Annotated in this window: 17 protein-coding genes; 2 read left to right on the forward strand and 15 right to left on the reverse strand. The window is 30.5% G+C overall.

Annotation, left to right across the window (positions count from 1 at the left end):
- Positions 1-119: 119 nt before the first annotated feature.
- From glyA to NPA11_RS02465, 12 genes are all read right to left on the reverse strand, one after another.
- Positions 120-1,391: a serine hydroxymethyltransferase gene (gene glyA, locus NPA11_RS02410; RefSeq protein ID WP_257043275.1), complete on the reverse strand. Its 1,272-nt coding sequence runs from the start codon at positions 1,389-1,391 to the stop codon at positions 120-122.
- Positions 1,392-1,396: 5 nt separating this feature from the next.
- On the reverse strand, positions 1,397-3,553 hold the full coding sequence (locus NPA11_RS02415) for a phenylalanine--tRNA ligase subunit beta (protein WP_257043276.1): 2,157 nt from the start codon (positions 3,551-3,553) through the stop codon (positions 1,397-1,399).
- Positions 3,554-3,555: 2 nt separating this feature from the next.
- Entirely contained in the window at positions 3,556-4,218 is a 663-nt protein-coding gene (locus tag NPA11_RS02420; RefSeq protein WP_257043277.1) for a uracil-DNA glycosylase, read from the reverse strand.
- Positions 4,208-5,161 carry a phenylalanine--tRNA ligase subunit alpha gene (gene pheS, locus NPA11_RS02425; protein WP_257043278.1) on the reverse strand — a complete coding sequence of 318 codons (954 nt, stop codon included), beginning with the start codon at positions 5,159-5,161 and terminating at the stop codon, positions 4,208-4,210. Before pheS ends, NPA11_RS02420 begins: the two co-directional genes overlap by 11 nt.
- Positions 5,162-5,164: 3 nt before the next feature.
- Positions 5,165-6,376: a replication-associated recombination protein A gene (locus NPA11_RS02430; protein WP_257043279.1), complete on the reverse strand. Its 1,212-nt coding sequence runs from the start codon at positions 6,374-6,376 to the stop codon at positions 5,165-5,167.
- Positions 6,377-6,465: 89 nt separating this feature from the next.
- Positions 6,466-7,521 carry a hypothetical protein gene (locus NPA11_RS02435; RefSeq protein ID WP_257043281.1) on the reverse strand — a complete coding sequence of 352 codons (1,056 nt, stop codon included), beginning with the start codon at positions 7,519-7,521 and terminating at the stop codon, positions 6,466-6,468.
- A 7-nt stretch (positions 7,522-7,528) separates the two neighbouring features.
- Positions 7,529-8,758, reverse strand: coding sequence for an ABC transporter ATP-binding protein (locus NPA11_RS02440; protein ID WP_373457104.1), 1,230 nt, complete (start codon positions 8,756-8,758; stop codon positions 7,529-7,531).
- A 161-nt stretch (positions 8,759-8,919) separates the two neighbouring features.
- Positions 8,920-10,329, reverse strand: a complete 1,410-nt coding sequence (locus tag NPA11_RS02445) for an ABC transporter ATP-binding protein (protein WP_373457089.1) — start codon at positions 10,327-10,329, stop codon at positions 8,920-8,922.
- A 7-nt stretch (positions 10,330-10,336) separates the two neighbouring features.
- Positions 10,337-11,377 carry an ABC transporter permease gene (locus NPA11_RS02450; protein ID WP_257043282.1) on the reverse strand — a complete coding sequence of 347 codons (1,041 nt, stop codon included), beginning with the start codon at positions 11,375-11,377 and terminating at the stop codon, positions 10,337-10,339.
- On the reverse strand, positions 11,377-12,438 hold the full coding sequence (locus NPA11_RS02455; protein WP_257043283.1) for an ABC transporter permease: 1,062 nt from the start codon (positions 12,436-12,438) through the stop codon (positions 11,377-11,379). The genes NPA11_RS02450 and NPA11_RS02455 overlap by 1 nt, the downstream gene beginning before the upstream one ends.
- Positions 12,439-15,927, reverse strand: a complete 3,489-nt coding sequence (locus NPA11_RS02460) for an ABC transporter substrate-binding protein (RefSeq protein ID WP_257043284.1) — start codon at positions 15,925-15,927, stop codon at positions 12,439-12,441. It lies immediately after the preceding gene.
- A 14-nt stretch (positions 15,928-15,941) separates the two neighbouring features.
- On the reverse strand, positions 15,942-21,350 hold the full coding sequence (locus NPA11_RS02465) for a PDxFFG protein (RefSeq protein ID WP_257043285.1): 5,409 nt from the start codon (positions 21,348-21,350) through the stop codon (positions 15,942-15,944).
- Between the two features lie 172 nt (positions 21,351-21,522).
- Here NPA11_RS02465 and NPA11_RS02470 point away from each other — a divergent pair, with 172 nt between their 5' ends.
- Together NPA11_RS02470 and NPA11_RS02475 are read left to right on the forward strand one after the other, a co-directional pair.
- Positions 21,523-22,188 carry a hypothetical protein gene (locus NPA11_RS02470; RefSeq protein ID WP_257043286.1) on the forward strand — a complete coding sequence of 222 codons (666 nt, stop codon included), beginning with the start codon at positions 21,523-21,525 and terminating at the stop codon, positions 22,186-22,188.
- A 226-nt stretch (positions 22,189-22,414) separates the two neighbouring features.
- Positions 22,415-22,756, forward strand: coding sequence for a hypothetical protein (locus NPA11_RS02475; protein WP_257043288.1), 342 nt, complete (start codon positions 22,415-22,417; stop codon positions 22,754-22,756).
- 90 nt (positions 22,757-22,846) lie between these two features.
- Here the strand turns inward: NPA11_RS02475 and tsf are convergent, their stop codons facing one another.
- The 3 genes from tsf to metG form a co-directional block, all read right to left on the reverse strand.
- Positions 22,847-23,731, reverse strand: coding sequence for a translation elongation factor Ts (tsf, locus tag NPA11_RS02480; RefSeq protein ID WP_257043290.1), 885 nt, complete (start codon positions 23,729-23,731; stop codon positions 22,847-22,849).
- 32 nt (positions 23,732-23,763) lie between these two features.
- Positions 23,764-24,594, reverse strand: coding sequence for a 30S ribosomal protein S2 (rpsB, locus tag NPA11_RS02485; RefSeq protein WP_257043292.1), 831 nt, complete (start codon positions 24,592-24,594; stop codon positions 23,764-23,766).
- 228 nt (positions 24,595-24,822) lie between these two features.
- On the reverse strand, positions 24,823-26,367 hold the full coding sequence (gene metG / locus NPA11_RS02490) for a methionine--tRNA ligase (RefSeq protein WP_257043294.1): 1,545 nt from the start codon (positions 26,365-26,367) through the stop codon (positions 24,823-24,825).
- Between the last annotated feature and the right edge of the window lie 8 nt (positions 26,368-26,375).

A 26,375-nucleotide genomic window follows, 5' to 3' on the forward strand; every position in this document is an offset into this window, starting at 1 on the left:
CTTATGTTTTAAAATTTTGACAATAACCTTTTATGGGTACAATTTAATTTTGTGGTTTGAAATAATTATTGATAGTAAAAAACATCTCCTATAGTTAAGACAGCTAAGGAGATATTTTGTTAATCTAAATATGATTTTTTAATTGGGAATTCTTTGGTTCAAGTTTTGATTTGAGATAAAATTTGAGATTTTGCTTGTTTTGTTTCTTGGGTATTTGATTTGTAAAATTCGTAATTTCGCAAAACTTGATCAATTAAACGAGCTAATTCTTTTCACTTAGTAAATCCGCGACTAGTCATAGCGGCTGTTCCAAGTCTAATTCCGCTGGTAACCATTGGTGAAAGAATATCAAATGGAATTGAATTTTTATTAATAGTAATATTAAATTGCTCTAATAAAGTTTCAGCTTGTTTCCCAGTGATTTTATATGTATCATGGACATTAACCATAAATAAATGATTGTCAGTTCCGCCTGAAATAATATTAGCCCCTAACTTTTTAAATTCATTGGCAAATTCTTGTGCGTTTTTAACAATATTTTTAGCATATTGCTTAAACTGCGGTTGAAGTACTTCATAAAAAGCAACTGCTTTTCCAGCAATAGCGTGAAATAATGGTCCACCTTGATAACCCGGAAAAACTCAGCGATCAACTTTTTTTGCAATTTGTTCATCATTGGTCATAATTACTCCACCACGACCTCCACGAAGTGTTTTGTGAGTAGTCGAAGTGATAATATCTGCATACCCTACTGGTGAAGGGTGTACACCTCCAGCGATTAATCCAGCAATATGAGCAATATCAGCCAGCAATTTAGCTCCACATTTATCAGCAATTTCACGAAAACGTTTAAAATCGATAATACGAGGATACGCTGAATATCCACAAATTATCAGGTCAGGTTTTTCTCTCATTGCAATTTGTTCGATTTGATCATAATCCAAATATCCATCTGGACCAACATCATAAGTAATTGAATTGTAAAAAATTCCACTAAAAGAAATTTTATATCCGTGAGTTAAATGCCCCCCTGAAGAAAGACTAAGCCCCATTACTTTTCCTTTTTCAGGAACTACCGAAGCAATGGCAGCAGCATTAGCTACAGACCCTGAATACGATTGTACGTTTGCATATTTAACCTTAAATATTTCTTTTAAACGTTCAATCGCTGCACTTTCAACTACATCAACATTTTCACAACTTCCGTAATATCTTTTTCCAGGGTATCCTTCACCATATTTGTTAGTTAAAACACTTCCTTGTGCTTTGAGTACTTGTTCTGAAACATAATTTTCTGATGCAATTAATTCAATGTGATCTTTTTGACGTTGCAATTCTTTATTAATTGCTTGCTGAACAATTTTATCTTGTAAAGTTATTTTTTTGTACATGTGACCTACTTATTAAAATGATTATCAATGATTTGAATTTGTTCTGAATCTCCAATAATTCTTAAAGTTACAAAATGAGTATTAGTTTCTTTTTTATAAAAATCATCAATTTGCTTAATCTCAAACACTTCAGATAGTTGATGAATTTGCTCAATTTTCGAACCAATATGTTCATTAAGTTTAAGTTCAAAAGTTAAATCTAAACTTTTATATGGTTCAAATGAAATTGAAGTAAATTTTGCTCGTGAACTAAATGTGTTATCTAAAAATTCAGCATATAAAGCATTTGTGCTATCAAATTTAGGATGTAATTTTCCAATTCATCCAATCATTTTTCCTTCATGCATAATTTTAGCGCTTGTATTGTAGTGAATTTGTTCATTATCGCTAAAAGGAACTAATTGAGCTGGGTGGTTAATAATATCTAGTACATCGCTAGAAAATTGCTCAAACATTTTAGTTGTACTTGCCATTCCAATTACCGAAATGTTCTCATTAATCATCCCTTGCTCAAAAATATTAAGATGATTTAATTTTCTTTTTTGATTATATTCAACTACTTCACTAAGCGAACTAATAATTGAATTTCGAATCACTTCTCTTTCCTTGGAAACAAAAGTCATTAATGAAATATTTTGCTCAAAATTAAAAGGATTAAATGAAGCTTTTTCTTGTGAAACTAGTGTGAATGTTCTTGCTTCATCATACCCTTTAAAGGCAAGAATATTTTTTATATTATCTCTTGCTTGAGTTTTAATTGGCACGTTTTTAAACTTAGTTTCTTTAAAATTATCATATGAATAAAAACGGAATAATTCTTCAATAATATCAGCAAAAATAGTGACATCATAACGATAATTTGGAACTTTAATTATTTCATTACTAAATTCAAATCCTAATAAAATTAATTGTTTTTTTGCTGGTTCAAAAATAGATAAATCACTCATTCCACTGTAAAGTTGAAGCATTTTGTCATCATTTACAATTTGTAATTTTTCAAGCTTATTAATTTCGTTAACAATATTTGAATAACTTAAACCTTTGCATTTTCTTTGTAAATATTGCATTCCTCTTAATGCAATTTCTTTGCTAATTTTCCGTGATCCTTGGTTAGCTGAATTAGATAAAATCTTTACTTCTTTTGCGCCATGACGGATTAATTGAGGATTAAAAACTCCTATTTCAAAAACAAACTGTTCATCCTCTTGGTTTACTTTGTAATTTTCTAATCCCATTACACTAGCAAAAGAAATTGGTTGATGATCATCAAAAATAGTTAGAACATTTTCAACATTAATTTCTTTATTCCCTAAGATTACTTGTTTCCCAGTGTATAAACTTGCTTTCAAGTTTCCTTTGAGCTTATTACGTGGATATACGTGTGCAGGAACTCCTGTTTCAAGTAAGCAAAGATTGGTTAAATTTATAGCTCAATTGAATTTAGAATCCATTCCGTGTTTAGCAAGTAGTAGTTTTTCTTGTAAGCTGGTTTGCTTTTTACCTAAAACTTCCAAAAACATCAACTCATCAGCTTGGTCTTTATTTACTATTAATTTTGAGCTAAATGATGGATTTATTTGTTCATCAGGTAAACTTAATTTTGTTCGATAAAAGGCGGCTAATTCACTGGCAATTGTAAAGTATGAGTTAGCATCATTGCGATTTGCTGTTGGACTAATTTCAATTAAATAATCATTTAAATTTAATTTTTCTTCGACATTATCATCAAGTGAAGCAAAATCACTCGGAAGAGTTAAAACTTGATCTTTATCAGTTAACAATGAATAATCATATCCAATTTCACTCCAAGAAGCAAACATACCTTGTGAAATAATTCCGCTTAATTCAATTGGAGCAAATGTATGTTTTCCTTTAATTGAACCTGCAATAAAACAAATAGTTAAATCACCAGGTTTTAAGATTTTATTATTAGTTTGAATGATTAGTTTTTGGTCAGATAATTTAATCTCTACAACATCAAGTTTAGAGTTATTTGGATTTGATTGTACATTAACAACTTTTGCAAACCTTAATCCCTTAACGTCAGAAAAAGGTTTAAATGATTCAACCTCAAAACCAAGTTCATTTAAATGCTTTTCGACTTGATTTGTCAATTTATATTCTGGCAAATACTTGTTTAAATGTTTTAACGATAGAATCATAATTATTTAACCTCTTTTAATTCTCAATTAATCGGACTGATGTTATTTTGTTTTAAAAGTTCATTGGCTTTAATAAAAATTCGCGATCCTAAGAATCCTTTGTTTGCAGAAAACGGACTTGGATGAGATGTTTTAAGCACATATTGTGGAACTGGATGTAATTTTGTGATAAATTCTTGTGCATGTCTTCCTAGAGCTAGAAACACCACATTTGGATTTGCTTGTACAATTTTCTCACAGACAACTTGAGCAAATTGCTCTCATCCTAAATGTTGATGTTCAAGTGGCTTATTAATTACAGTAGTTAAATAGACATTGAGCAATAATACTCCTTGTTTAGCTCATGGAGTTAAATCATTACTATTTAAGCTAATATTTGGAAATTCATCACTTAATTCTTTGAAAATATTTTGTAAACTAGGAGGAGTTTTCTTTGAACGAGTTGAAAAGGCTAAACCATCAGCAACATTTTTACTATGATAAGGATCTTGACCAAGAATAATCACCTTAGTTTCGTGAACTTGAAAAAATTCAAAAGCTCTAAACATATCCATTTGATGCGGAACTATGTCAAAAGTGATGTAATTTCTTAGTCCATTAATAATGTTTTCAAAATATGGTTTTTTACCTTCACTTTGGAGAATTTGTAAGAAACTATCTTTCATATTTAAATTGCTCCATAATTCTTAAATCATTTTTATATAAGTCCCTAATATCAGTAAATCCATATTTAATCATAGTGATTCGTTCCACTCCAATTCCAGCTGCAAATCCAGTAAAATCTGAATTAAATCCAGCCATTTTTAAAACATTAGGATGAAGCATTCCAGCACCTAAAATTTCAATTCATTTATTTTTATAAAACACATCCACTTCAACACTTGGTTCAGTAAACGGAAAGTATGATGGACGCAAACGAATTTGTACTTGTTCTTCGAGCACATACGAAAGCATATCTTTGAGAGTTCAAATTAAATTAGGAAATGACACTTGACCTACTGAAACAAAATCAATTTGAGTAAATTGATGTGAGTGAGTGGCATCATCTTCATCGTTACGATACACTTTGCCAATTGCAAAAGTAGATACTTCTTTATTAGCGTTTTGTTCTAAAACGCTTGCAGTAACTCCGGTATTGTGAGTTCTTAATAATGTAGTTGCATTAATATAAAGCGAATCGTGCATAGCACGAGCTGGATGATCTTGGGGGATATTTAAACGTTCAAAGTTATATAAATCTGAAACAATTTCTCCAGCTTTTTGCTCATAATATCCGTGTCCATAAAATCAGTCTTTAAGTCTATTTTCAATGATTGTAATTGGGTTTAATGATCCTTTAGATTTAAGCGGAATAGTCACATCAACAAATTCATTTTCCAGTCTTTGCTGAATTTGTAAATCTTGAATTTTGCTTTCGGCTTGAGCAAAAAAAGTTTCATATTCTTTTTTCAGAGCATTAATTTCTTGTCCGATAAACTTTTTTTGTTCTGCTGGAGCATTTTTAAGTTTTTGTTGCAATTGAAAAATTTCGCCTTGTGAACCATAAACTTGATTTTTGGATTTTTTAAGATCTTCAAGAGTTTTAATCTGATCTAGTGTTCATTTCATTGTTTACTCCTTATTTTTGAGCTCTGTTCAATATTTGCTGATTGCTTGTTCTCTCTGATTTAGGCCTGGTGTGTAAAAATGTTGATTGATTAACTCATTTGGTAAGTATTGTTGTTTAACTCAATTATTACGAAAATCGTGTGGATATGCATATCCAATTCCATCACCTAGTTTACTAGCTGAAGCATAATGAGCATCTCTTAAATGCTTGGGAATAGTATAAATATGTCCTGAATTAATCAAATTTAAAGCCATATCCCGAGCTTGAACAACCGAATTAGATTTAGGTGCTAGTGCTAATTCAATTAATGCATAAGTAATCGGTAAAAGACCTTCAGGTACTCCTAAACGTTCATAAGCATTAATAGCATTATGTACTTTAAATTGAATACTTGAAGAAGCCAACCCAATATCTTCATAGGTCACAGCAAGCATGCGACGAAATAATCCATCAAAATCTCCGCTAGTGGCAATTAGCATTCCATAATAAATTGAAGCGTCAACATCACTTCCACGAAGTGATTTATGTAATGCTGATAAATTGTTATAATGGGCACTTCCCTTAGCATCTGAATAAAATTGAATATTAGGAATAATCAATTTTAAATCTGCTTCACTGACTGGTGTGGAATTACTTTTTAAAATTCCGAGCATTTGAAGATTGTTCAAAGCAATTCGATAGTCTCCGCTGGACATAAACGCTAACTTAGCTAAAAGTTCATTTGAAATATTTAATTCAGGAAAGTGTTGATTAATAATATTTCTTAATCCTTGAATAATTTGCTCATTACTTAGTTTATAAAATTGTAAAATTTGCATTCTACTTCTTAAGGCCGGATTGACCTTAAAGTAAGGATTTTCGGTAGTAGTAGCATAAATAATGATTTTATCAAATTCTAAATACGGAAGTAGAATGTCTTGCTTGTCCTTGTTGAGTCGATGAATTTCATCAACAATAAGAATTTGGCAAGTGTCAAGTAATTGGCTGAGTTGTTTTTTTGAATCTACAGCTGCGTTAAAATATCCATATTTTTTATTTAATTCTTTAGCTAATGCAATAGCTGATGATGATTTCCCAACCCCACTTTCGCCAAATAGCAAAAAACTGGTTGTTAAATTATTTTTAACAACTTGGCGAAAAAGTGACTTAATATGTTCTTGTCCAACGATCTCATTAATTGTGTTGGGACGTAATTGATTAGCTAAATTTTTCATGGCTATAAATAATATTTTAATTATACTTTTTTTATTGATAAACGCTTTTAAGTTTTAAAAAACATAGTCAAATTGACTATGTTTTGAGTTTAACTTCTTCTCGCAAGATCTAAAATATTGGTTGCTTTGCGTTTTAAATATAAGAATGAAAACGCAAATGCATAAGGAGAAATGGCTTCATCACTTGGAAGTAAATTAAATTGTTTATCAAAAAATTTGTTGGTTAATGGTTCGCTTGGTTTTCCGGTTTTATCTAAAAGTAATTTACCTTGCAAAATTGAATTAATGTATAAATCAAAGACATTATGATTGAGTAAATAATCAATAGTAAAGATTAAAGAAGAAACATCAAGTTGAAACGCAATATTTTCTCTTTCTTGCAGTCCAGTTATAAAGTTATAGTGTTGTGGAACATTTCCAACTGCACGAATAATTGAAAAGAAACTTTTAATAATTGTAGCCCTTAAATCTAAAAGTTGATCTTTTGCTTTTTTCTGAGTTGGCGATAATTTGGATTCGTCAAGTGGTTGATCAAATTCAAAATTATATGGAACTCAAATTGAAATTGGTGTACTAGGTTCTTCTTTACCGCCAGTTGGGGTGTATTTAGTCATTGTTTTGAGTACTACTGGGGGGTTTGTCTCGACAGGAACATAACTATTGTAATTAGATCTAATAAAGAATTTTCTTAAAAGTTGAATTGATTTAACACTATGGATTCTTTGTTCATAATCTAAAGATACATTTTTAAGTTCTTTGATAAAATCAGAAATTTTAGTTCCTTTGTTCCAACCTATGCGTTCTAATTTTAGAGTACCGCGCACAACTCCATCTTTTTCAACGTTCTTAGTGACAAAAGGTTCTTGAGTAATGATTGATGAATTAGTTAACTCTAGATCTGAATCTGGATTGGTTATATCTGATTCAGTATTTTGGCTAGGATTAGCAATATTTACATCAGGATTGTTATTTATTGGTTGATTTTCGTTAGTCTTTCCAGGGGCTCCAGGAGTGGCTATAGGTGCATTAGTCCCGTCTTCTTTGTGTTCTGAAGAACTTTGTGCACTTTGACATGAAAGAGCAACAAAGGCCGGTGTTGCTATACTCGCTAATAATAAAGCCCATTTATTAAGTTTGTTTTTCATAATTAGTTTAATACTTTCCTTTTTGTCAGTTTTGAACTTCTTCAGGAGTTCCTAGCACATAGTGATCATCATTAATTTTAATTCATTGGGGTTGCACTACATCATTATAATTATGAATAGCTGGGTCATAGACATAACCAATTAAACTTCCTTTTTCTGAATCAATTGAAGGAACAGCATCAAGAAGTGATTTTGTATATGGATGAAGTGAATTATTAATGATTTCTTGAGTTTTTCCAATTTCAAGTAAAGTCCCTTTATTCATAACCGCAATCCGATCAGAAATATATTCGACCATTCTTAAATCGTGGGCAATGAATAAAATAGTCAGATTAAATTTTTCTTTTAATTCTTTAAAAATGTTGACAACTTGAGCTTGAATTGACACGTCCAGAGCCGAAATTGGTTCATCAGCAATTAAAAGTTGTGGACGTAATACCACGGCCCTTGAAATTCCGATCCGTTGTTGTTGTCCTCCTGAAAATTCAAGCGGAAAACGTCCAAGCACTGATTCATCAAGTCCAACACTTTTCAAAATTTCACGAACAAGGATTTTTTTACAATCTTTTTCTGAAAGTTTCATCTCACTTTCGCGAGTTGCTTTAGTACTTAATAAATACTCATAAGCTTGTGGTTCGTCAGTAAGCATACTTGCAAGCTGAACATATAAAGCTTGATAACCTTGTTCTTCATTAATTGCTACTTGCTGATTTAATTTATCAAATAAGTGATCATTAAAGATCGTTTGCTTTCCTGCATGAGAAATTTTAGCAAAGGTTTCTTTAAGAACTTCTTGATCAATGTTATATATGTAAATTTCTTTGGCGTTTTTAGTATTTTCAAGTCCTTCAGAAACTACTGCTTCCACGTTAATGTGTGGATTAAGCGAGTTGGCTGGATCTTGGAAAATCATTTGCACTTTATTAGTTAAAAAATTGTCAATAGCTTTGTATTCTTCCAATGCTTTCCCGAATTTAAAACCTCTTTTAAGAACTTTTGGTAAGGTTTTATCAAGCAATTGGATTTGACCGTGTGAATAAGGAACTAATCCCACTAATGCTTTTCCAGTGGTTGATTTTCCTGATCCTGATTCCCCAACAAGTCCTAAAACTTCACCTTTGTAAATGTTTAATGATAAATCTTTAATTGCTCGAAAGGATTTAAGTCCACTTCCATAAGTAATATCAACATTTCTCATTTTAACAAGGATTTCTTCACCATGCTTAGGAGAAAGCATTTCTTCAGTTCCTTCTAAAATAGGACGATATGTATGTTTTTTAAAAAATCCAAATCTAGTATAAGAATCAACAATCACTCTTTGAGGATTTAACGGGGTTCCGTAGACAGAATTTTCTGAATCTAAAGTTATAGTATTATAAGATGTTTTGTTTTTCATATCTAATTTTTACTTTCAGCAAATTCCTTTCATAATTTTTGAATTAAGAGTGGTGGTTGATATTCTGGGGCCCGTTCATCAAGTAGAGCTGATTTAACGCGATGAGTTTCTGAAACTCAGTAGAATTGAGCTTCTTGAACAAAGTCTATATCAAGAGCATAGTCATTTCTAACAGCAAAAGCTTCACCAACAATGTTATTTAATGAAGAAGGTACGCTTCCACGAATAGTAGCAAGACGTTCACCTTTATTTACATCAGGCATAGAGGCGATTAACCCTCAAGTATAAGGATGTTGTGGGTTTTTAAGAATTTCTTTAGCAGTTCCTTCTTCAATAATTTGTCCTGCGTACATAATTGAAATGTAATCGCTAATTGAAGCAACAACTCCTAAATCGTGGGTGATAAACACAATTGAAAGTTTTAAATCGTGTTGAAGTTCTTTAATAACATCAAGCACAAGAGCTTGTACAGTAGGGTCAAGTGCAGTGGTTGGTTCGTCCATTACAAGGATTTTAGCTTCTAAAGCTACAATAGTAGCAATAACAACCCTTTGAATCATTCCACCTGACATTTCGTGAGGATAAAGCTTCATGACCGCTTCTGGGTCGTTAATTTTAGTACGTCTTAAAAAATCAACAGCACGTTCATAAGCTTCTTTTTTGGTTTTAACAATTTTATTAACCAACATTCCTTCCATGATTTGTTTTCCAACTTTCATGGTTGGGTTTAAAGTTGACATAGGGTTTTGAAAGACAGCTGAAACAGCTCTTCCACGGTATCCTGAACGCTCTCAATCTTTAAAACTGAATTTTTCAACATTATTATTGTAAAGTTTAACTTCACCTGAGTCAATAACCGCATTATCTCCAGTTAATCCGTATAAAAGTGAAGTTAGTACACTTTTTCCTGAACCTGATTCCCCAATAATTGCGTGAACTTTTCCTTCATAAATTTGAATTGAAGGACCACGAAGGACAAGGTTCTTTTCTCCTGGACGAGCAGGATTGGTGAAACTTAAATAAAGATCTTTAATTTCAGCAGCAATGGGTAATTTAGTTCCATCGCTAAAGGTTTTGTATTGAACGTCTTTGTAAAATTTATCTCAATCAAAAGTTAAAAGTTCTTTTCTTTTGCTTGAGAATTTTTTCATAAACTTATGGAAAAGACATGCTTTTTTTGGTTTTGGTTGAATTAATTCATTGGCTGGTTGACTCATTAATTCTGGCTCAATCTTCATTTGAGCGTGTTCATTGGTTTTGAGAGGTTGGGTTGGTTCAGCTATATTATGAGCTGATTGAACTACATTGAACTTAAGTTCTTCTTGCACTTTTGTTTCTTGATTTTTAAACATAGAGTGCATGTCTTGTTTTTTTAAAGTAATAAATTTCATTCTTTTTGATCTTTTTGACATATCACTCCTATCTTTGTCTTCTTAGCGAATCTTGCACGCTAGCTCCTATAAGCTGAATGCTAGTAGTAATAAGTACAAGCACTGTTGCAGGAACAAAGACATATCTTAAGTATAACGGGAAGTTCTTTTGCCCATCTGAAATCAAGTTTCCAAGTGTAGCGGTATTTTCGATGTTTAAACCAATAAATGCAAGTGATGTTTCAGCTAGAATAACTCCAGGAATTGAGAACACAAGTTGAGTAATTAAAATTGGCAAAATTACAGGGACGTAATTTTTAAGCACCTTTCAAGTTGGAGTTCCTAATACCCTTGAAGCTGAAACTCATTCAAAGTTTCTTGCTCTTTTAACTTGAGCACGAATTTGGTTTGCCATTCCAGTTCATGAAGTAAACGATAATGAAAAGGCAATAACTCAAAAGCTTGGACTAACGACAATGGTCATTAAAATCAAGATGATAATAGTTGGCACAACTGAAAGAATTTTAATAATAAAGGTCATAATTCGATCAAAACGATCAAATTGCCCCATCATAATTCCAAGTGTCACTCCAATGATAACTTCAAAAAAGACGGTTACAATCGAAAGAGCAACTGAATAACGTAATCCTCATCATAATCTAGCTCATAAATCGCGACCTGAATCATCAGTACCAAAGAAATGGTAAATTCCTAAATTATCAGTTTGAGCAAAAGTTAAATTTCTAGCATTAACATTCGGTAAAATTGGGTCTAAAGTGAAGAAAGGAACAAATAAAGCTAAAATAATGAGAATTGCTAAAATTCAAAATCCAAAAACTCCACCAGTATTTTGTGAGAATCTGTGAATAAATTCTTTAAATGGTTTAGTTTCATTTCCTAAAGTTAGGGTTTCAGAATACTCAAAAGCATCCCCGATTAATTTTCATTTTTTATAGTTGAATGGCTGAAGCAATGCATTTGGAGCAAGGTCTAATGTTTCTCTATTAGTTTGTGATAAAGTTTGATTCTCTTTTAATTTATCAATTTTTCTACTTACTTTATCTTTAAAATGATTTCAAAACTTAGCCATTATGCTCCTCTCCGTCTTACTCTTGGGTCAATTGCTTCATAAAGTAAATCACGACAAGCATATGATAACACTGTTAAAACAACAAAAAAGATAATTAAGAATAAGATAACATTATAATCTTTTGATTGAATAGCTTGAAGTAAGGTTGCTCCTGAGCCAGGTATAAAGAAGATTTGTTCAATAAAAATACTTCCAATAAACGATCCAAAGATAACCCCTGGGAAAAAAGTTGCGATTGGGAAAAGTGAGGGTTTAAGTGCGTGTTTTCACACAAAACGACTTTTTGATACTCCTTTAAGATAAGCAAATTTAGCATGAACTGAATTAAGCTCACGGTTTAATTCAGTTCGGATATATTTAATATAAACAATAATGCTTCCGAGTGAAAGAGCTAGACCTGGAAGAATGTATGTTGCTAAATTAGTAACATTAAAGACATATGGAATTCCACTTGAACGCCCAATGAACACTAACATAAGAGCAAAGACAATTGAAGGTACTGATGAAAAGAGCGAAACAATCACAGTTGATGCATTATCAATGAATTTTCCTGGATTTTTTCCAACTCAAATTCCCATTGGAATTCCGATTAATACTGTTAATAAAACACTAAAAATTCCAACGTAAAATGATTTTAAAAGTCTAGGACCAATTCAATCAGTAATTGGTTGTTCAGGGAAAAGCGAAAGCGAAATTCCAAAATCTAATTTAGTCAATCCAATTAAGTAATTTACATAACGTGAAAAAATTGGTAAATCGAGTCCGTATTTAGCTTCAATGGCTTTTCTTTGGGCTTGATCTAACCCAGCAGTTAATGGATTTGAACCAGGGACAGCATTAATTAAAAAGAAAGTAATGGTAATTGCAATAAACGAAATAATAAAGAATTCGGCAATAATTTTGAAAATTTTTCAAATGGTTTGAGCCGCAGGATGTTCTGAAAAAGAAAAAATATCTTTAAATGAAAAATCAATTTCACGTTTATTATTAAAGTAAACTTTATTCGAACTTTCTCGACACAAAAGTTTAGTTTGGTTTATTTGGTTTAACTGTTCATTCATCTATTTGTCTCTCTTTCTAGGCAATCCTGGTCTTGGTGGGTTAGTTACATCATAAGCATATTGAAGTGAGAATGTGAATAGAGATTGGATCCCTCCAATTTTTGTAATTTCTCAGTTAGTATCAACTTCCATAAGCGGAATTACTGGAGCTCCATCACGAACCACTTTTTCTAATAATGCAATTAATCTAAATGTTTCTACGTTTGAATTTCATCCTTGTTCTGATTCAAAAGGAGTAAAGTTCCCGCTAAAGAACCTGTTAATTCTTCCTTGATATGTAAGTCCGCTTTCTAATGTTCCGGTATATTGACCTTTATTGTCCTTTTGATCAACATTAACAAGAGCTAATTCAATAAATTTAGATCAGTGTCTTAATTCTTTTAATTGGTAATCAAAAAGTAATCCAATTGCGGTTTGCTCATCCTTGTTAGTATTTAATGCATCAATAAAAATATCTTTCATTTGATCAACATCAGTTTGATCAGCTAATAATAAATTGTATTCTTGTTTTTGTTGATTTGTAAGGTTTTTTAAATTATTAATAGCTTTTTTAAAGTACTCAATACGTTCATCAAAATCGGTAAAAGGAACGATCAATCCTTCTAATCTTTGTACAGTATCAAAGGTAGCAAGAGCGTATTTTTCTGACAATGAAAGATTATATGTTTTTCCAGTTTTAGGATCAATTGGTAATGAATTTGAATCTAAAGTAACTTGTTTATCTTTAGTTTTTCCTTTAAAATCAATTTTAAACCCTTTCACTGTGTCTAAAGAATTAGTGTCAATAAGGTAGTAAAAGTATGCTTCAAATAATTTTTCTAATTTTGATGCTTTAATATTCGGATTTTCAACCACTATATATTCAAGCATGGTCTTTGAAATATAGTTATTATTAAACATACTTTGGTAAAGTAAATTATTACCAACTAAAGCAAGAGCTTTTTGTTTAAATGAATCTAAGATTTTATTAATACGAGCAGGAATGTCGCTATTACTGCTTGCTTTTGCTATTTCGTCTTTAATATTTTTATTTTCATTATAAACTTTTAAGGCTACATCAATTAAAGGTTTAAGTTGGTTAACTTTTTCCTGTTCAAGATTTTCAATTAAATTATTATTTAAAATTCTTTGTAATAAAAGTTCTGATAAATATGTTTCATAGGTTCATGATCCAACTGGGTTATATTTAAGTCCAATTCCTTTTTGTGATAATGAATCAATTTCGTCAGTTTTAAAGAATGAAGAAACATAATCTTGAGCAGTATTCCCACCAATGTAGTCATAATTACGGTAAATAATATCGTATTGACCAGTTTCGATAAATGAAGCATAAGTATTTTCAGGAAGAGCTTTGGTTTCAATATTAATAAAGCCATTTGAATTTCTACGTAAACGTTCTTGTAAATCATTTCCAGCTCTACGTTGCTCTTCTGATGAATTATTTAAGTATCTCAGAGTTACACTTTTAAGATCAGGGTGTTTTTTCTTAAATCTCTCTAAATAAAACTCAGCAGTTTTTGGTGAATAAGTAATATCTGAACGATTAGTTTTTTCTAATTCGTACGATTTTCCTAGGTGAACTAAGAAATCATAGTTTTGAAGTGGAAATTCTTTGTCATTTTTAGCTTTTGATTCTTGTGAGTCAAAGAACATTTCTAATGAACGTCCATCAGCAAGTTTATATTGACCAAAAGCTGTTCAAGTATTAACTGGGAATGAAAAATCTCAGTTAACAGTTTTTAATAAATCTCCACGATTTATCGAATAATAAATATAATTTCTTAAATCTTGATCATTAATATAACTATTTGCATTAGTTTCAGCATCAAGGTTAAATCCAAACGCAATAGTTCCAAAACCTTGGTTTTTATTTAAGTATTTTTTATATTCTGGATCTGATCAGTACGAAACAATTCTTTGAGCCTGAATATATGTTTGTGAGATGTATCCATCTTCAAAGAAGGTTGAGTTTGTGGTTCGATCAGTTGAGAAGAAGATTTTAATTTTGTTTGAAATAGTGTTTGATGCATCAAAATAATCTTGGTTTTTGGTAAGGATTATAAATCCTTGTGGTCCAAGAACAATGTCATCAGGACTAGCAATTTTAAATGGACCAGATGTAAGGAATTTAGAAACATTAGCTCCATATTTATCAATTCCACCAACTTCTGTTTCCACATATTTACGATTAATCGGGTATAATGATCCAAAAACTTGTGAAAATAAGTACCCTAAACCAGCAGTTTTATTTTCGTCGAAAATAAGAGTAAAGGCATATTCATTGCTTGAGAGAGTTCCAATTTTTGGAAGTCTTTTTTCAAAATCAAACTCTTGATATGGATTAACATATTGGTTTTTAACTAGTCTGATTTTATGTCCAGTTTCATCATCTTCTGTAAGACGGATTTTAAAATCTTGAACTTCTTTATTTGGGTCAAAATCTGGATTTAAGTCTAAACTATTGAAAACTTGTTCGTTTCCATAATCCAAAAATAATTGTCCAGTGTAAAATCCAAAATTAAGAGCTGCTTTACGGATGTTATCAACTTCTTGTTTATCTAAAAATTCACCAGTTTTAGGATCTTTTTCAAGATATTGTCATCCTTGATATTTCTCTGCAACTTCTGCTTCTTCTTTATCTTTATATATATCGGTAACTTTATCTAAGTCTTTGTATCTGTTTTTTTCTTTATCACCTGGTTGTGGAACGTATTGAATGTATTGCTTTAATTCACTATCTCAAACATATTTTCTACGTCCTCAAGGGTTTGGGTATGCTTTGTTAAATTTAGCAATGTAATCTTTTTGAGCGTTAATAAATTGTTCAGATCCTCTGATCCCAAGTTTGATAATACGATCTAATTTTTGCGATCCAGTATTTAAATCCAAAATGTATTCAAGGAAATCACGCATATCTTGAGCAGTGATTACATCTCCGTTTGATCAAAGGTTATTTCCTTCGTTAAGTAATCCGGTCACTGCTACATAGTTAGTTGAATTGTTTGGGTTTGAATATGCATAAATTGAAGATTGTCTTTGAACATTGTTACCTGAAGGTTTCCCTAGTCCACCTAAAACTCCAAGGTCGACTAAATTGTAATAACGTCCTGGGACTGCTCCATATCCATTTTCTTTAAGTAATTCTTCTTTATTAGCCTTAAAAAGCTTATTAAAATCTGATGTTCTTTCAGCCGTTGCATCTACACGAGAAAAAATAAAGTTAGGAATTGAAATAATCGATCTAAGCGATTCGGTTGGACCTTGTTTAGTGAATGATTCCACTAGTGATGGTAATACCCGATCAACCGAACTATATCTAACATAATTTAAATTATTAAGCGGTTCAGTTGCCAGTCCAAAGTCATAATCTTTTTTGAAACTTTCTTGGTTTGGAATAGCTGAGCAAGATATTGCTGTAGCTGTTAACATTCCAGAAAGAAGGGTTCCAGATAAAAGAAATGCCTTTTTTAGTTTTAATTTTCTTTTCATATTGCCCTCCTATATTAGTTAATAACGTTAAATTGTAAATCTACATAAATAGTAGCTTTATCAATTTCCTTATTATTTTTGTCTAGACCTTTAGCAGTAATTTTAATCGGTGCATTATCTTGGTCTTTTCCATTTTCCGAAAGACTAAGTCCACTTCCTAATGTAAATAGCGATTTTCCATTTGCATCAGTAAGAACGTTTTTGTCTTTGTCAACAAAATCGATTGTGTAAGCATTTCCTGGGAATAATAATGCATCACGATATTTTCCCATAAGTGCATAATCTGAAATTCATGTGCTGTACCCTTCATCGGCCAGGGTTACCTTGTTTTCTGGTGAAGTATCACCTTGTTTTTTAAGGTAGAAAATATTATTAGTTTTAGCAATATTAACATCAAGATATTTAGATTCTCCAGTGTTAATATTAGTGAATTTAAGTTGTTTAATTTTTAAAGCGTCTTCATTTTTAACATATCCATAAAGTGAAACAGCATCAAATTTTTTATTTCTGTACACTCCTGAAACAGTTCGATCTCCAACTCCATAGTTATATAGTTGAGATAAGAAGAACGCTCTTGGACGTGATGTAATTTTTTGTCCGTTTAAATCAAGTAAACGAATTGTATCATCGTGAATTGCTTCTCCGGTAGTTGGATCATATAAGTTAATTCCAATGGTTTCTTTTTCTCATCTGTCTTTAAAGTATCCATTGTTTTTTGCTTCTAATTTACCAAAGTATGAAGAGTCAATCGAACTTTGAAGAACTAAAGATCCTTGATTAATATCATAGCTGTAACGTTTTTCTAAAGCTGATAATTCTTTGTTTTTCTCAATATCAAAGGCATTTTTTTCAGTTTGTAGATTGTTTAATTTCAAGGTATATTCGTCTTTTTGATCTTGGGTAGCGCTTTCTCATTCGGGTTTAGTTTTTATGTGTTCTTGAATTTTATCTTCAATTTCTTGTGATAAATCTTGGAATTTTTGCTGGATTTTTGCTCTTTCAGCAAAGTATTTTTCCGGATTAATTGATTTTTCTAAACTAAATAACAATGCGGTAACAACATCTTGTTTCTTGTGTGTACGTTTTTTTCAAACTTCTAAAGCACTTACATCATTAATAAAATCAAGTCCAGTGTTTCTTTCATTTACATTTGATAGATATGATGGTAAATTACCAAAATCTTGGTTTGAAGGAATAAAAGTGGTTTGAACATAATCTCTGGTAAGAGTTTCAGGCATTGTGTACACATAATCAGTGAATTTATCAGCTAATTGTGGTTCAGTTTTAGTTGCAAAATAGACTTGAGCATCTCGTGTAGGGTTTCCATCAGTCATTTCGGCGATTAAATATTTAGACAATAAGTATTCATCGTTTGATGATTCAATGAAAATTGTACTTCCTAATAGTACGAATAAATCGTTAAGCGAAATGTTGTTGAAAGCTTTTTGAACCGAATTTGCTGGATATTTGCCTGGTTCAAGTATTTCAAAGTAACTCGCAAGAAGAGTAGGAAGAAGTTCAACAAATCTTTTGGCGTTAAATTTTAATCCTTTTAATGGAGTGGTAGTTTTAACGTAATTTTTATTGAAAGCGCTTGAGAAAAAGTCCATTCCATAATCGGTACTAAAGATTGCTTTATATTTATCAAGATCTTTAAGCTTAAATTCTTTAATTGACATGAATAAAGATGAATGAATGAATCTTTTCATAGCTTCATTGGCTAGTGTTTGTTCACTAGCGAGAATATCATCTCTACTGAAGGTTTTAGGTTCGGTTTCAATTTGAGCTCTTAATTTATCAAGGTTAAATTTAGTTTTAACATAATCAATATCTCAATTATATGCTTCGGTTTTATCATCGCCTGAATAGGTTGCTTTTGAATAGTCTACCGAACCAAACTCCATTAATTGTTCAAAATTATCAAACATTGGTAAGGATTTTCCATTAACTTGAACTTGAGTTACTGAATCAGCAATTGCTTTATCAAGTTTAGTTTGTGGTAAATTTTGATATTCAATCGAAAAGTAGTTATAACCAATTTTGGTAATATTATGTGGTTTTGAATAATCTACTACGAGTTTATTTGAAGCATCAAGTCCTACAAAGTTAGTTCATGAATGAGCTAAATCAATTTTAGCACTTGTATCTCCTCCATCAATTCCAAATCCGTTTGAAACTAATGACGGAATTGTGTCTTGTAATCCGCTGTTGTGAATATCTCTTCTGTAAACTCGTTGGAAATATCTTGTAAAAGTAGTTGCACTTAATGCATGTTTAGAAATTCCATATGTTCAACCTGGTGGGAAAACATAATTATGTTTTTCGTTTTTGGCTTTATCAACGATTGAAAAAACTTTGGTTGAATAAAAGATTCTTGATGAAAAGCCTGAAAAGTTTTTCCCTTTTCTTTCTTTTGCATTAATTCCTTGCATTAAAAGCATCTCGTTAATTACATCATAATTGCTTGTTTTGCTATCAATTGCGTAATAAAGATTGGATTTTCTGTCTTTATTAATGTGTTTTAATGGATCACCTGGAGTTCATGGAATTCCGTTTAAATTAGGATCAAATTCTTTTTCTTCATCATCTGAACGGTAAAGAATACTTTCAAAGAATGATTTTGGTTTGATTGGATCTTGGAATAAATTGTTTCAAAATAGTGAAGGTTTTCCACTCACTGATGATGTTGGGCTATTTCATCCTGAATCAAAATCATTTAAATTGTATAAACTCAAAATATTTTTGGTAATTGCTTCAGTTTTAGTATTAAGGTATTCAAGATCTTGATCGTTTAATGGCTTGTTTAAGGGAACTTTAATTACTGGAGACCCATCTTTGTTGAATACTTTAAACTTAGTAATAATTGTTTTACCATTTTGATCAGTTTTTTGATCAAAAAACTTAATTTTAATATCATTTGGATTTGTTCCAGTGAATTCAAGTGAATTTCCTAAACCATCTTTAAATTGCGAAAGCATTTCAGTTAGAGAAACGGTTCTAAATATTGGTTTTTCATTCTCAGTAACAATTGCTTTCCCAGTCCCGAAAATTAATGGGTTTAAGGTTGCTGAATTTGAATCAAGTGAGTTAGCAAGGAATAAATCTCCAAGTCTAATGCTTCTTTTTTGAGCACTTTGTTTAAGTCCATCAAACGTTTGAATAAATCTACGGTCAGGATTCTTAATAGTGTCTAGAATATCCTTGCTTTTTGAACCTCAAACGTCTTCATAAGTTTCTCATCTAGTGTGAGTTCCATCGTTTTTAATGTATGCAAATTGGGTAAAAGTTCCCTTTTCATTTGGGTGTCCGAGTGCATCAACTCTACGTACTAAAAGGTTAGTTCTTGCTTTAATGTAATTTTCAAGAGCTTTATATGAGTAATATGAACTTTCATTTGCTCCAGCTCTTACGTTAATTCCACCAACTAAAACAGCACTATCTTTTTCATCAATAGCTGTTGACTTTTCTAGTGTATAGTGGTGCCCATATTCGTGAGCTCCAACGTATTTAAGGAAATCGGTTGAAATTCCTTGAAAGTTTTTGATACCATTAGCTAAAATAAGCGGGATCCCAATATTACTATCAATTGAAAAAGCTGAATAATCGCCATCTTTAATTTCATAGTTATAAATACCATTCTCATCAATAGTTTTTACTAAGTGAGGTCCACTTTGTTTTTTCATTAAGAATGGGAATTTTTTACCTAATTGATCTAAAAGTCCATTATATGCATCAGTATAAATTTGAAATTTTCTTGAGTCAAGTCCGCTTAAAGGTTTGCCTTCTTTATCTTTTTCGTTAAGGTTTTCTGGAGTTGAGGTTAAAACTCTTGGAACAAGAGCTCCCGAATAACCAATTGCATATTTAAACGAATCAAATAATTCAAAGTTTTTATCTGTTTCAGTTGCATCAAATTTTTCAACTACTTGGGCTGAATTTTGGTCTTGGAAAGTAATTGAAAGCACTTTATTTGCAACTTCAAAACCAGCAACAGTTAATTGACTAAGTTTTGATTCATCAAAATTACTTACATCATTTCTAGCTTGGATTGAACTTGAATAAAAGGTTTTAATATTAGCTTGTGGATCTTGATATAAGTAAACTGTTTTACCAAGATATTGATCCATGTCATAAAAATCAAGGAAGTTTTTAAATGATGAAGAAACCATTTGTCCAAAAACTTGTTCAGCATAATACTGAGCAGGAGATGAAACCGAATCAAAGAATGGTATTGAAAGTTCTTGATCATCATTTTTAACATTTAAAGATAAATAAGTTGCTTTTTCTGAATCATTATCTTCAGCCCCTTGCTCAGTTCCGGTACGAGCTTGGGTAATTGTATATTCAACTAAATCTGAATATGAATAATCTTTGTATTTATCTCCAAATTCTTTAAGTTTATCGTTAAATTCTTGTTCAGTCACATTAACTGGAAAGACAAGGGTTTCGAATTGTGGGGTTTCTGGTTTTGGTAAATTACCAGCTCTTTTTTTGCTTTTATCGTATTCTTTAAGTCTTTTGTCATATTTTTTAAATGCTTCAATATTGCCTTTATTGATAAGAAGTTTTATTTTTTGCCCTTTAAGTTTCCCAACAAAGAAAACATTTTTAAAACTTCTTAAATTTTCATTTGCATAAAGAGCATCTCCTTTAGAATCTAAAAGAGTTTTGGCATTTTTAATTATTGAGATATTTACTAAATTTTTTAATACTCCATCAGCTTGATATTTTTGTACTGGCCCAGAAAACAATTCTTCAGTAAGTGAATCTTTAGAATTTCCTTCTCCGCTAATGTTTGAAAAGATCGGAGCAACTCCAAAGAATGCATCAGGGAAAAATTTAATTTCACTTGATTCTTTATGGATAGTTGAGTGGTTTCCTAAAACAATTGAGTTACCGTGTCTTTCAACTCCTGGAACAATTCTAAAACTATCAAGAGTTAATAGGTCAGGTCCTCAAGCTACATTGTTAATAAATCACTTAGTGAATTCTAAGAATTTTTCTGGTTTAACCGCAAGTACATATTCATTATAAAAATTAAATGAACCATATGTAACTTGTTGAGTAAAGCTTTCTTGGTATTTTGAATAATATGCATTAAAAAATTCAGTAAAGTTCATTTTTTGATCTGGATTGCTTAAAAATCAATATTGTGAACCATCTTCTGACATTCCCCCAACTGATTTTTGTTTCAAAGGGTCAACAATGGAAATTTTCGCTTCCAAAAGTCCTTTGTTATCTCTGATCAGACTATAGTCATTTTTGAAAAGACTTTTATCAATTGCTGAAAAAGATCCTTTAACTTCGTCAGAATTTTTTGCATATTCAAGCATACTACCAATTGTAATACCTGTAGCAACAAAAATTGTAGAAGTAGCCAGAAGCGTTTTATGCAATAATGTTAATTTAAATTTTCTTTTCATAGTCGCCTTTCTTTGTTTTATATATTTTTACAATATATAGATGTATTTTACCACAAAATTCGCATATTTCTATTGCTTAAATCTTGAGATATAAGAGCTTCAAATTTTCGTGAAGATTAAAATATTTTAATATTTTTTTTAATTTTGAACGTTTTTTTATTACTTAAGTAATATGAAAAAAATTATTTTGAAATATTGGAAAATTCCTGTTTTTTTAGTTAGTTTAGCTTGTATTATAGGTGGTGGGGTTTATTTTGTTCTAAATCAAAAAGTCAAAACTAATAATTCTGAAAATAGTGGTTCTAATGATGCAGAACAACAAGAACAAGAAGGTAAAAAAGTTGATAGTGGAGGTTTTCCAGTTGAAATAGAACAAATAGATCAAAAGCCTAAAAGAGAAGTTAATAATCAAATTGTAGAAGAGTTTGATAAATTCAAAAAATCAAGTTTAGAAAACGTATTTGATTTTGATGAAATTATTAATCAATATAAGACAATGAAATCAGATTTGTTGTTAGATGGTTTTTATAATAATCAAGATATTTGAAATTTTATTTACGATAATAAAACTATTACTCAATACCTAATGAACACAATTTTAGATTATGAAAGTGTTTTGAATAATTTTGATTCTGATGATGATAAAACTATTACAAAAATTAAAATTATGGGTATTTTAGAGCTAATTAACTATTTTGTTAAATTATTTCAAAAACAAAATCAAATACTAATTAACTCGATTCATCTTAATTATTTTGATTTAATTAATAATTATTTTGAAAACTTTTTAAATCAATTTAATCAACAGATTAATTCCCTCCTGAAGATGATTGATTAAAGCAAGAAAATTTAGAAATACTTAATAAAAGTTTTGCGATTTTAATTATTCAATTAATTAAGATGAAAGGTTTGCTTTACCAAGTGGAAGATGCTTTCCTAAAAATATTAGAAATTGAGCAAAAAAGGATTTTTTAACTCGTAATTTCATTAAGGAAACATCAGGTTTTATATATGAAGGTATTGATCTTGTTTCTGATAAGGAAATAACTGATGCTACTAATAAAATGAATTTATTAAAAAATCTAAAAAATAAGGTTGAAGAACTTAAAAAAGATCAAATTGAATTATTATCAAACAAAAGTTCGCTTTTAGGAGAAATTTCTTTTACCAACTTTCTCAAAAATGAATTAGAAATTCAAACTATCAGCAAAATCTTAAATTTAACTAATGAGCAAACAGATACGATTAAATTATTATTAAATCAATTTATTGAGAATAAGACATCCTTTACAACTCTTGAGAGTAAAAAATTTGATTATTTAGAGCAAAAAATTAAAAATACGATTAGTCAAATTGATTCTCTTTTTTTACAAATCGAGAATAAAAACGATATTCAAATAAGTTAATAAAGAACGGTTAAGTTAAAAATAAAAAAGATGACTAAACAAACTCTTGTCTTAAGAATTTATTTAGTCATCAAATAAAATATAAAAATTTTATTTTAAATTTGCAGCGGCTGCTACTTCTTCAGCAAAGTTAGATTGAACTTTTTCAATTCCTTCTCCAACTTCAAATCTAATTGATTTTACTAAAGAACTTGAACTGTTAGCTAAATATTTAGCAACAGTTACCCCATCATCCATAACAAAAGGCTGTTTTTCTAACACAAACTCTGATAATTGTTTGTTTAATTGCCCTTGTAAAATTGTTTCTTGGACTTTTAATGGTTTTTGATCAAAACCTGCTGGTTTTTCTAGACCATTTTTAATTTCTTCTATTCTTTCAGTTGGTACTTCTGAAACAAGAGTAAATTCAGGGTTCATCGCAGAAACGTGCATTGCAACATTTCTGGCAGCTTCAGCATTTACACCTTTTACAACTACAACAGCTGCAACTTGGTTATTTGCATGAACATAAATTCCTAAAACTTGATCTGTAGATGCCTTAATTCGCATAATCCGTCTAAGAGAAATTTTTTCTCCAATAACAGCAGTAGCGTCAATTAAGGCTTCATTTACTGTTTGATTATCAGACAATTTAACTGATAATGCTTCTTCAAGTGTAGATGCTCCAGCCATAAAAATAGCAGGAGTAATTTCGTTAACTAACTTGATAAATTTTTCGTTTTTAACAACAAAGTCAGTTTCTGAATTAATTTCCACAAGAATCGCACTATTCCGGTCTCCAAAAGCACTTACTACACCTTCAGCAGCAATGCGTCCTGCTTTTTTAGCAGCTTTAACAATTCCGTTTTCTTTTAACCAGGCAATTGCAGCGTCCATATTATAGTCTGTCACTTCAAGTGCTTTGCGCACGTCAACAAGAGCAGAATTAGTTCTTGCTCTAAGTTCTTTAATTTTTTCTAATTTTGAATCGGCCATGATTACTCCTTGTGCTATTTTTATATATTAAATTAATTAGTTGATGTAACTAGTTCTTCAACTTTTTTAGGTTGAAATTCTGGTAAAACAACTTTTTCATCTGGTTGATATGCGTAAAGTTGTTCTTTATTTTGAGCTTTAGCAATTGCATCAGCTAAAATTGTGATAATAAGTGTGATTGATTTTGCTGAATCATCATTTGCAGGAATTCCAAAATCAACTGAATCTGGGTTGGCATTCGAGTCAAGAAGTGAAATAACTTTAATTTTCTTTCTCTTTGCTTCTTTAACAGCGATAGCATCTTCAATAGGGTCAGCCACAATCATAATTTGTGGTAATGACTTCATATTTTTGATACCATCAAGGTTTTTGTGAAGTTTTTCTAATTTTTTATCAAACTCAAGAGCTTCTTTTTTAGTGTAACCTTTGTATCCTTGTGCTTTTTTGGCTTCAAGTTCATCCATTGTTTTTACGCTTGACATAATTGTACGATTATTAGTCAATGTACCACCAAGCCATCTTTCTGAAACATAGTGTGCACCAACTCTTTGAGCGGCTTCTTGGATTGCTTTTTTGGCTTGTTTTTTAGTACCAACAAAAATAAATGAAGCGTTTTTTGAAGCTAATTTATTTACTAATGAATAAGCAAATTCTAAGTATTTTTGAGTTTTAGTTAAATCAATAATGTGAGAACCTTTGTTTCTTTTATTAGGAACTAGGTATTCCTTCATTTTTGGATTTCAATCTTTAACTTTGTGCCCAAAGTAAGCTCCTGCTTCTAAAAGTTTGTCTTTTGAAACGATCGGAGTTTGCGGTTTAACTGGCTTTTCAGCAACAGTTTTTTTACTTTCTTTATTTTCCATCTTATCCTTTTTAGTTTGTTATTGATTAATAATTGTTTCTAACGCCTAGCACTCAAATTATTCGAGCACACCCAAGCGAATCCACAATTACATTTATTAGTATTTTAGTTTAAGTGTGTTTTACTTTTTAATGTAATAAAACTCTTTTATATTTTAGCACATAATTTGTGAATTTAATGTAAAAAATCATTTTTAAGGATTTTATAAAACTTATTTTTAAGAAAGAGATTATTTAATTCGATTGAATAAAATAATTGGTTTGCCAGTTTGAACTTTATCAAACTTACTAAAATCATTAATTAATTCTAATCTGATTTCTTGTAGTTTTAAAGCTTGTGATACTTCTTGTGATTTTTCTTGAAGAACAACGCTTAAATAACAATTTACTGCATAAATGCCGTTTAAAAGTCTAACTAAAATTTGTTCTAATCTTGGTAAATCTTCTTTTAAAGTTCAAGGTTGAGTAAGATCAATATATTTGTTTAGTTCACTTGATAAATTTATTGCTACTTTTAAAGCTTTATCGGTTTGAAGATTATCGAAATACTCTTGATAAGAATTTAAAGAACTTAATATTTGTGTTTCAATTTGTTGATCATGTTTATTTTCTGTTGTTTGATAAATTAAAGGTTGATTAAAACTATTGGTAATCATTTTTAAAGTTCGTGAAACTAAATTACCAAAATTATTAACTAAATCAGCATTAATTGTGTCAATAAATCTTTTCTCATCAAAAATACCATCTTCTCCAAGGCTAATTTGACTGACAAAAAAGTATTTAATCATTTCTCTGTGATATTTACTTAATAATTCATAAGGATCAACTACATTGTTTTTAGATTTAGACATTTTTCCAGTAGGAGTAATAATTCAACCGTGTGATTGAATTTTACTTGGTTGTTTAAGGTTTAGAGCTTTGAGAAAAATAGGTCAATAAATCACATGAAAGCGAGCAATCTCTTTTCCGATTATGTGTACAATTTGTGCATTTTCACTTGCTCAATATTGCATAAAGTTTTGACTTTGTTTTGATACAAACGGCTCATAACCAAGAGCAGTAATGTAATTGCATAATGCATCTAATCACACGTATAATGTGTGCTTTGGATCTTTATCAATTTTAATTCCTCATTGAACATTTGTCCGTGAAAGTGATAAATCTTCAAGTCCTTTGAGTAAAAAATTATTCTTAATCTCGTTTTTAATTTTGTCTGGAGCAACAAAATCTTCATTTGAATCAATGTATTCTAAAAGCCATTGTCCAAACATACTCATTTTGAAAAAATAACTTTCTTCAGAAACTCACTCTAATTCATGATCACTAGTGGGATGATAATATTTGCCATTTCGCTCAATTGCTTGGGTTGGAGTTAAAAACTCTTCATCACTAACTGAATATAAACCTTGATATGAACCTTTATAAACAAACCCTTTTTCTAAAAAATAGTTAAAAATCTTTTGTACTATTGCTTTATGAGTTAGATTAGTTGTTCGTGAATAAAAATCATATTCAATCCCAAAATCACTTCACATTTTTTGGTATTGTACAGTTAATTCATCCACATATTGTTGCGGCGTCTTATTAACTTGAATAGCTTTTTGTTCAATTTTTAAACCGTGTTCATCGCTTCCGGTTAAAAATTTCACATCATATCCTTGCATTTTTTTATAATTAGCAATTACTCATGCAAGAGTAGTAGTATATAAGTGACCAATATGCAAATTGCCACTGGCATAATAAATTGGAGTAGTGATAAAAAAAGTTTTTGTCATAAAGACTC

Origin of the sequence: Mycoplasma sp. 1578d (assembly GCF_024582695.1) — a bacterium.
GTDB lineage: Bacteria > Bacillota_I > Bacilli_A > Mycoplasmatales > Metamycoplasmataceae > Mycoplasmopsis.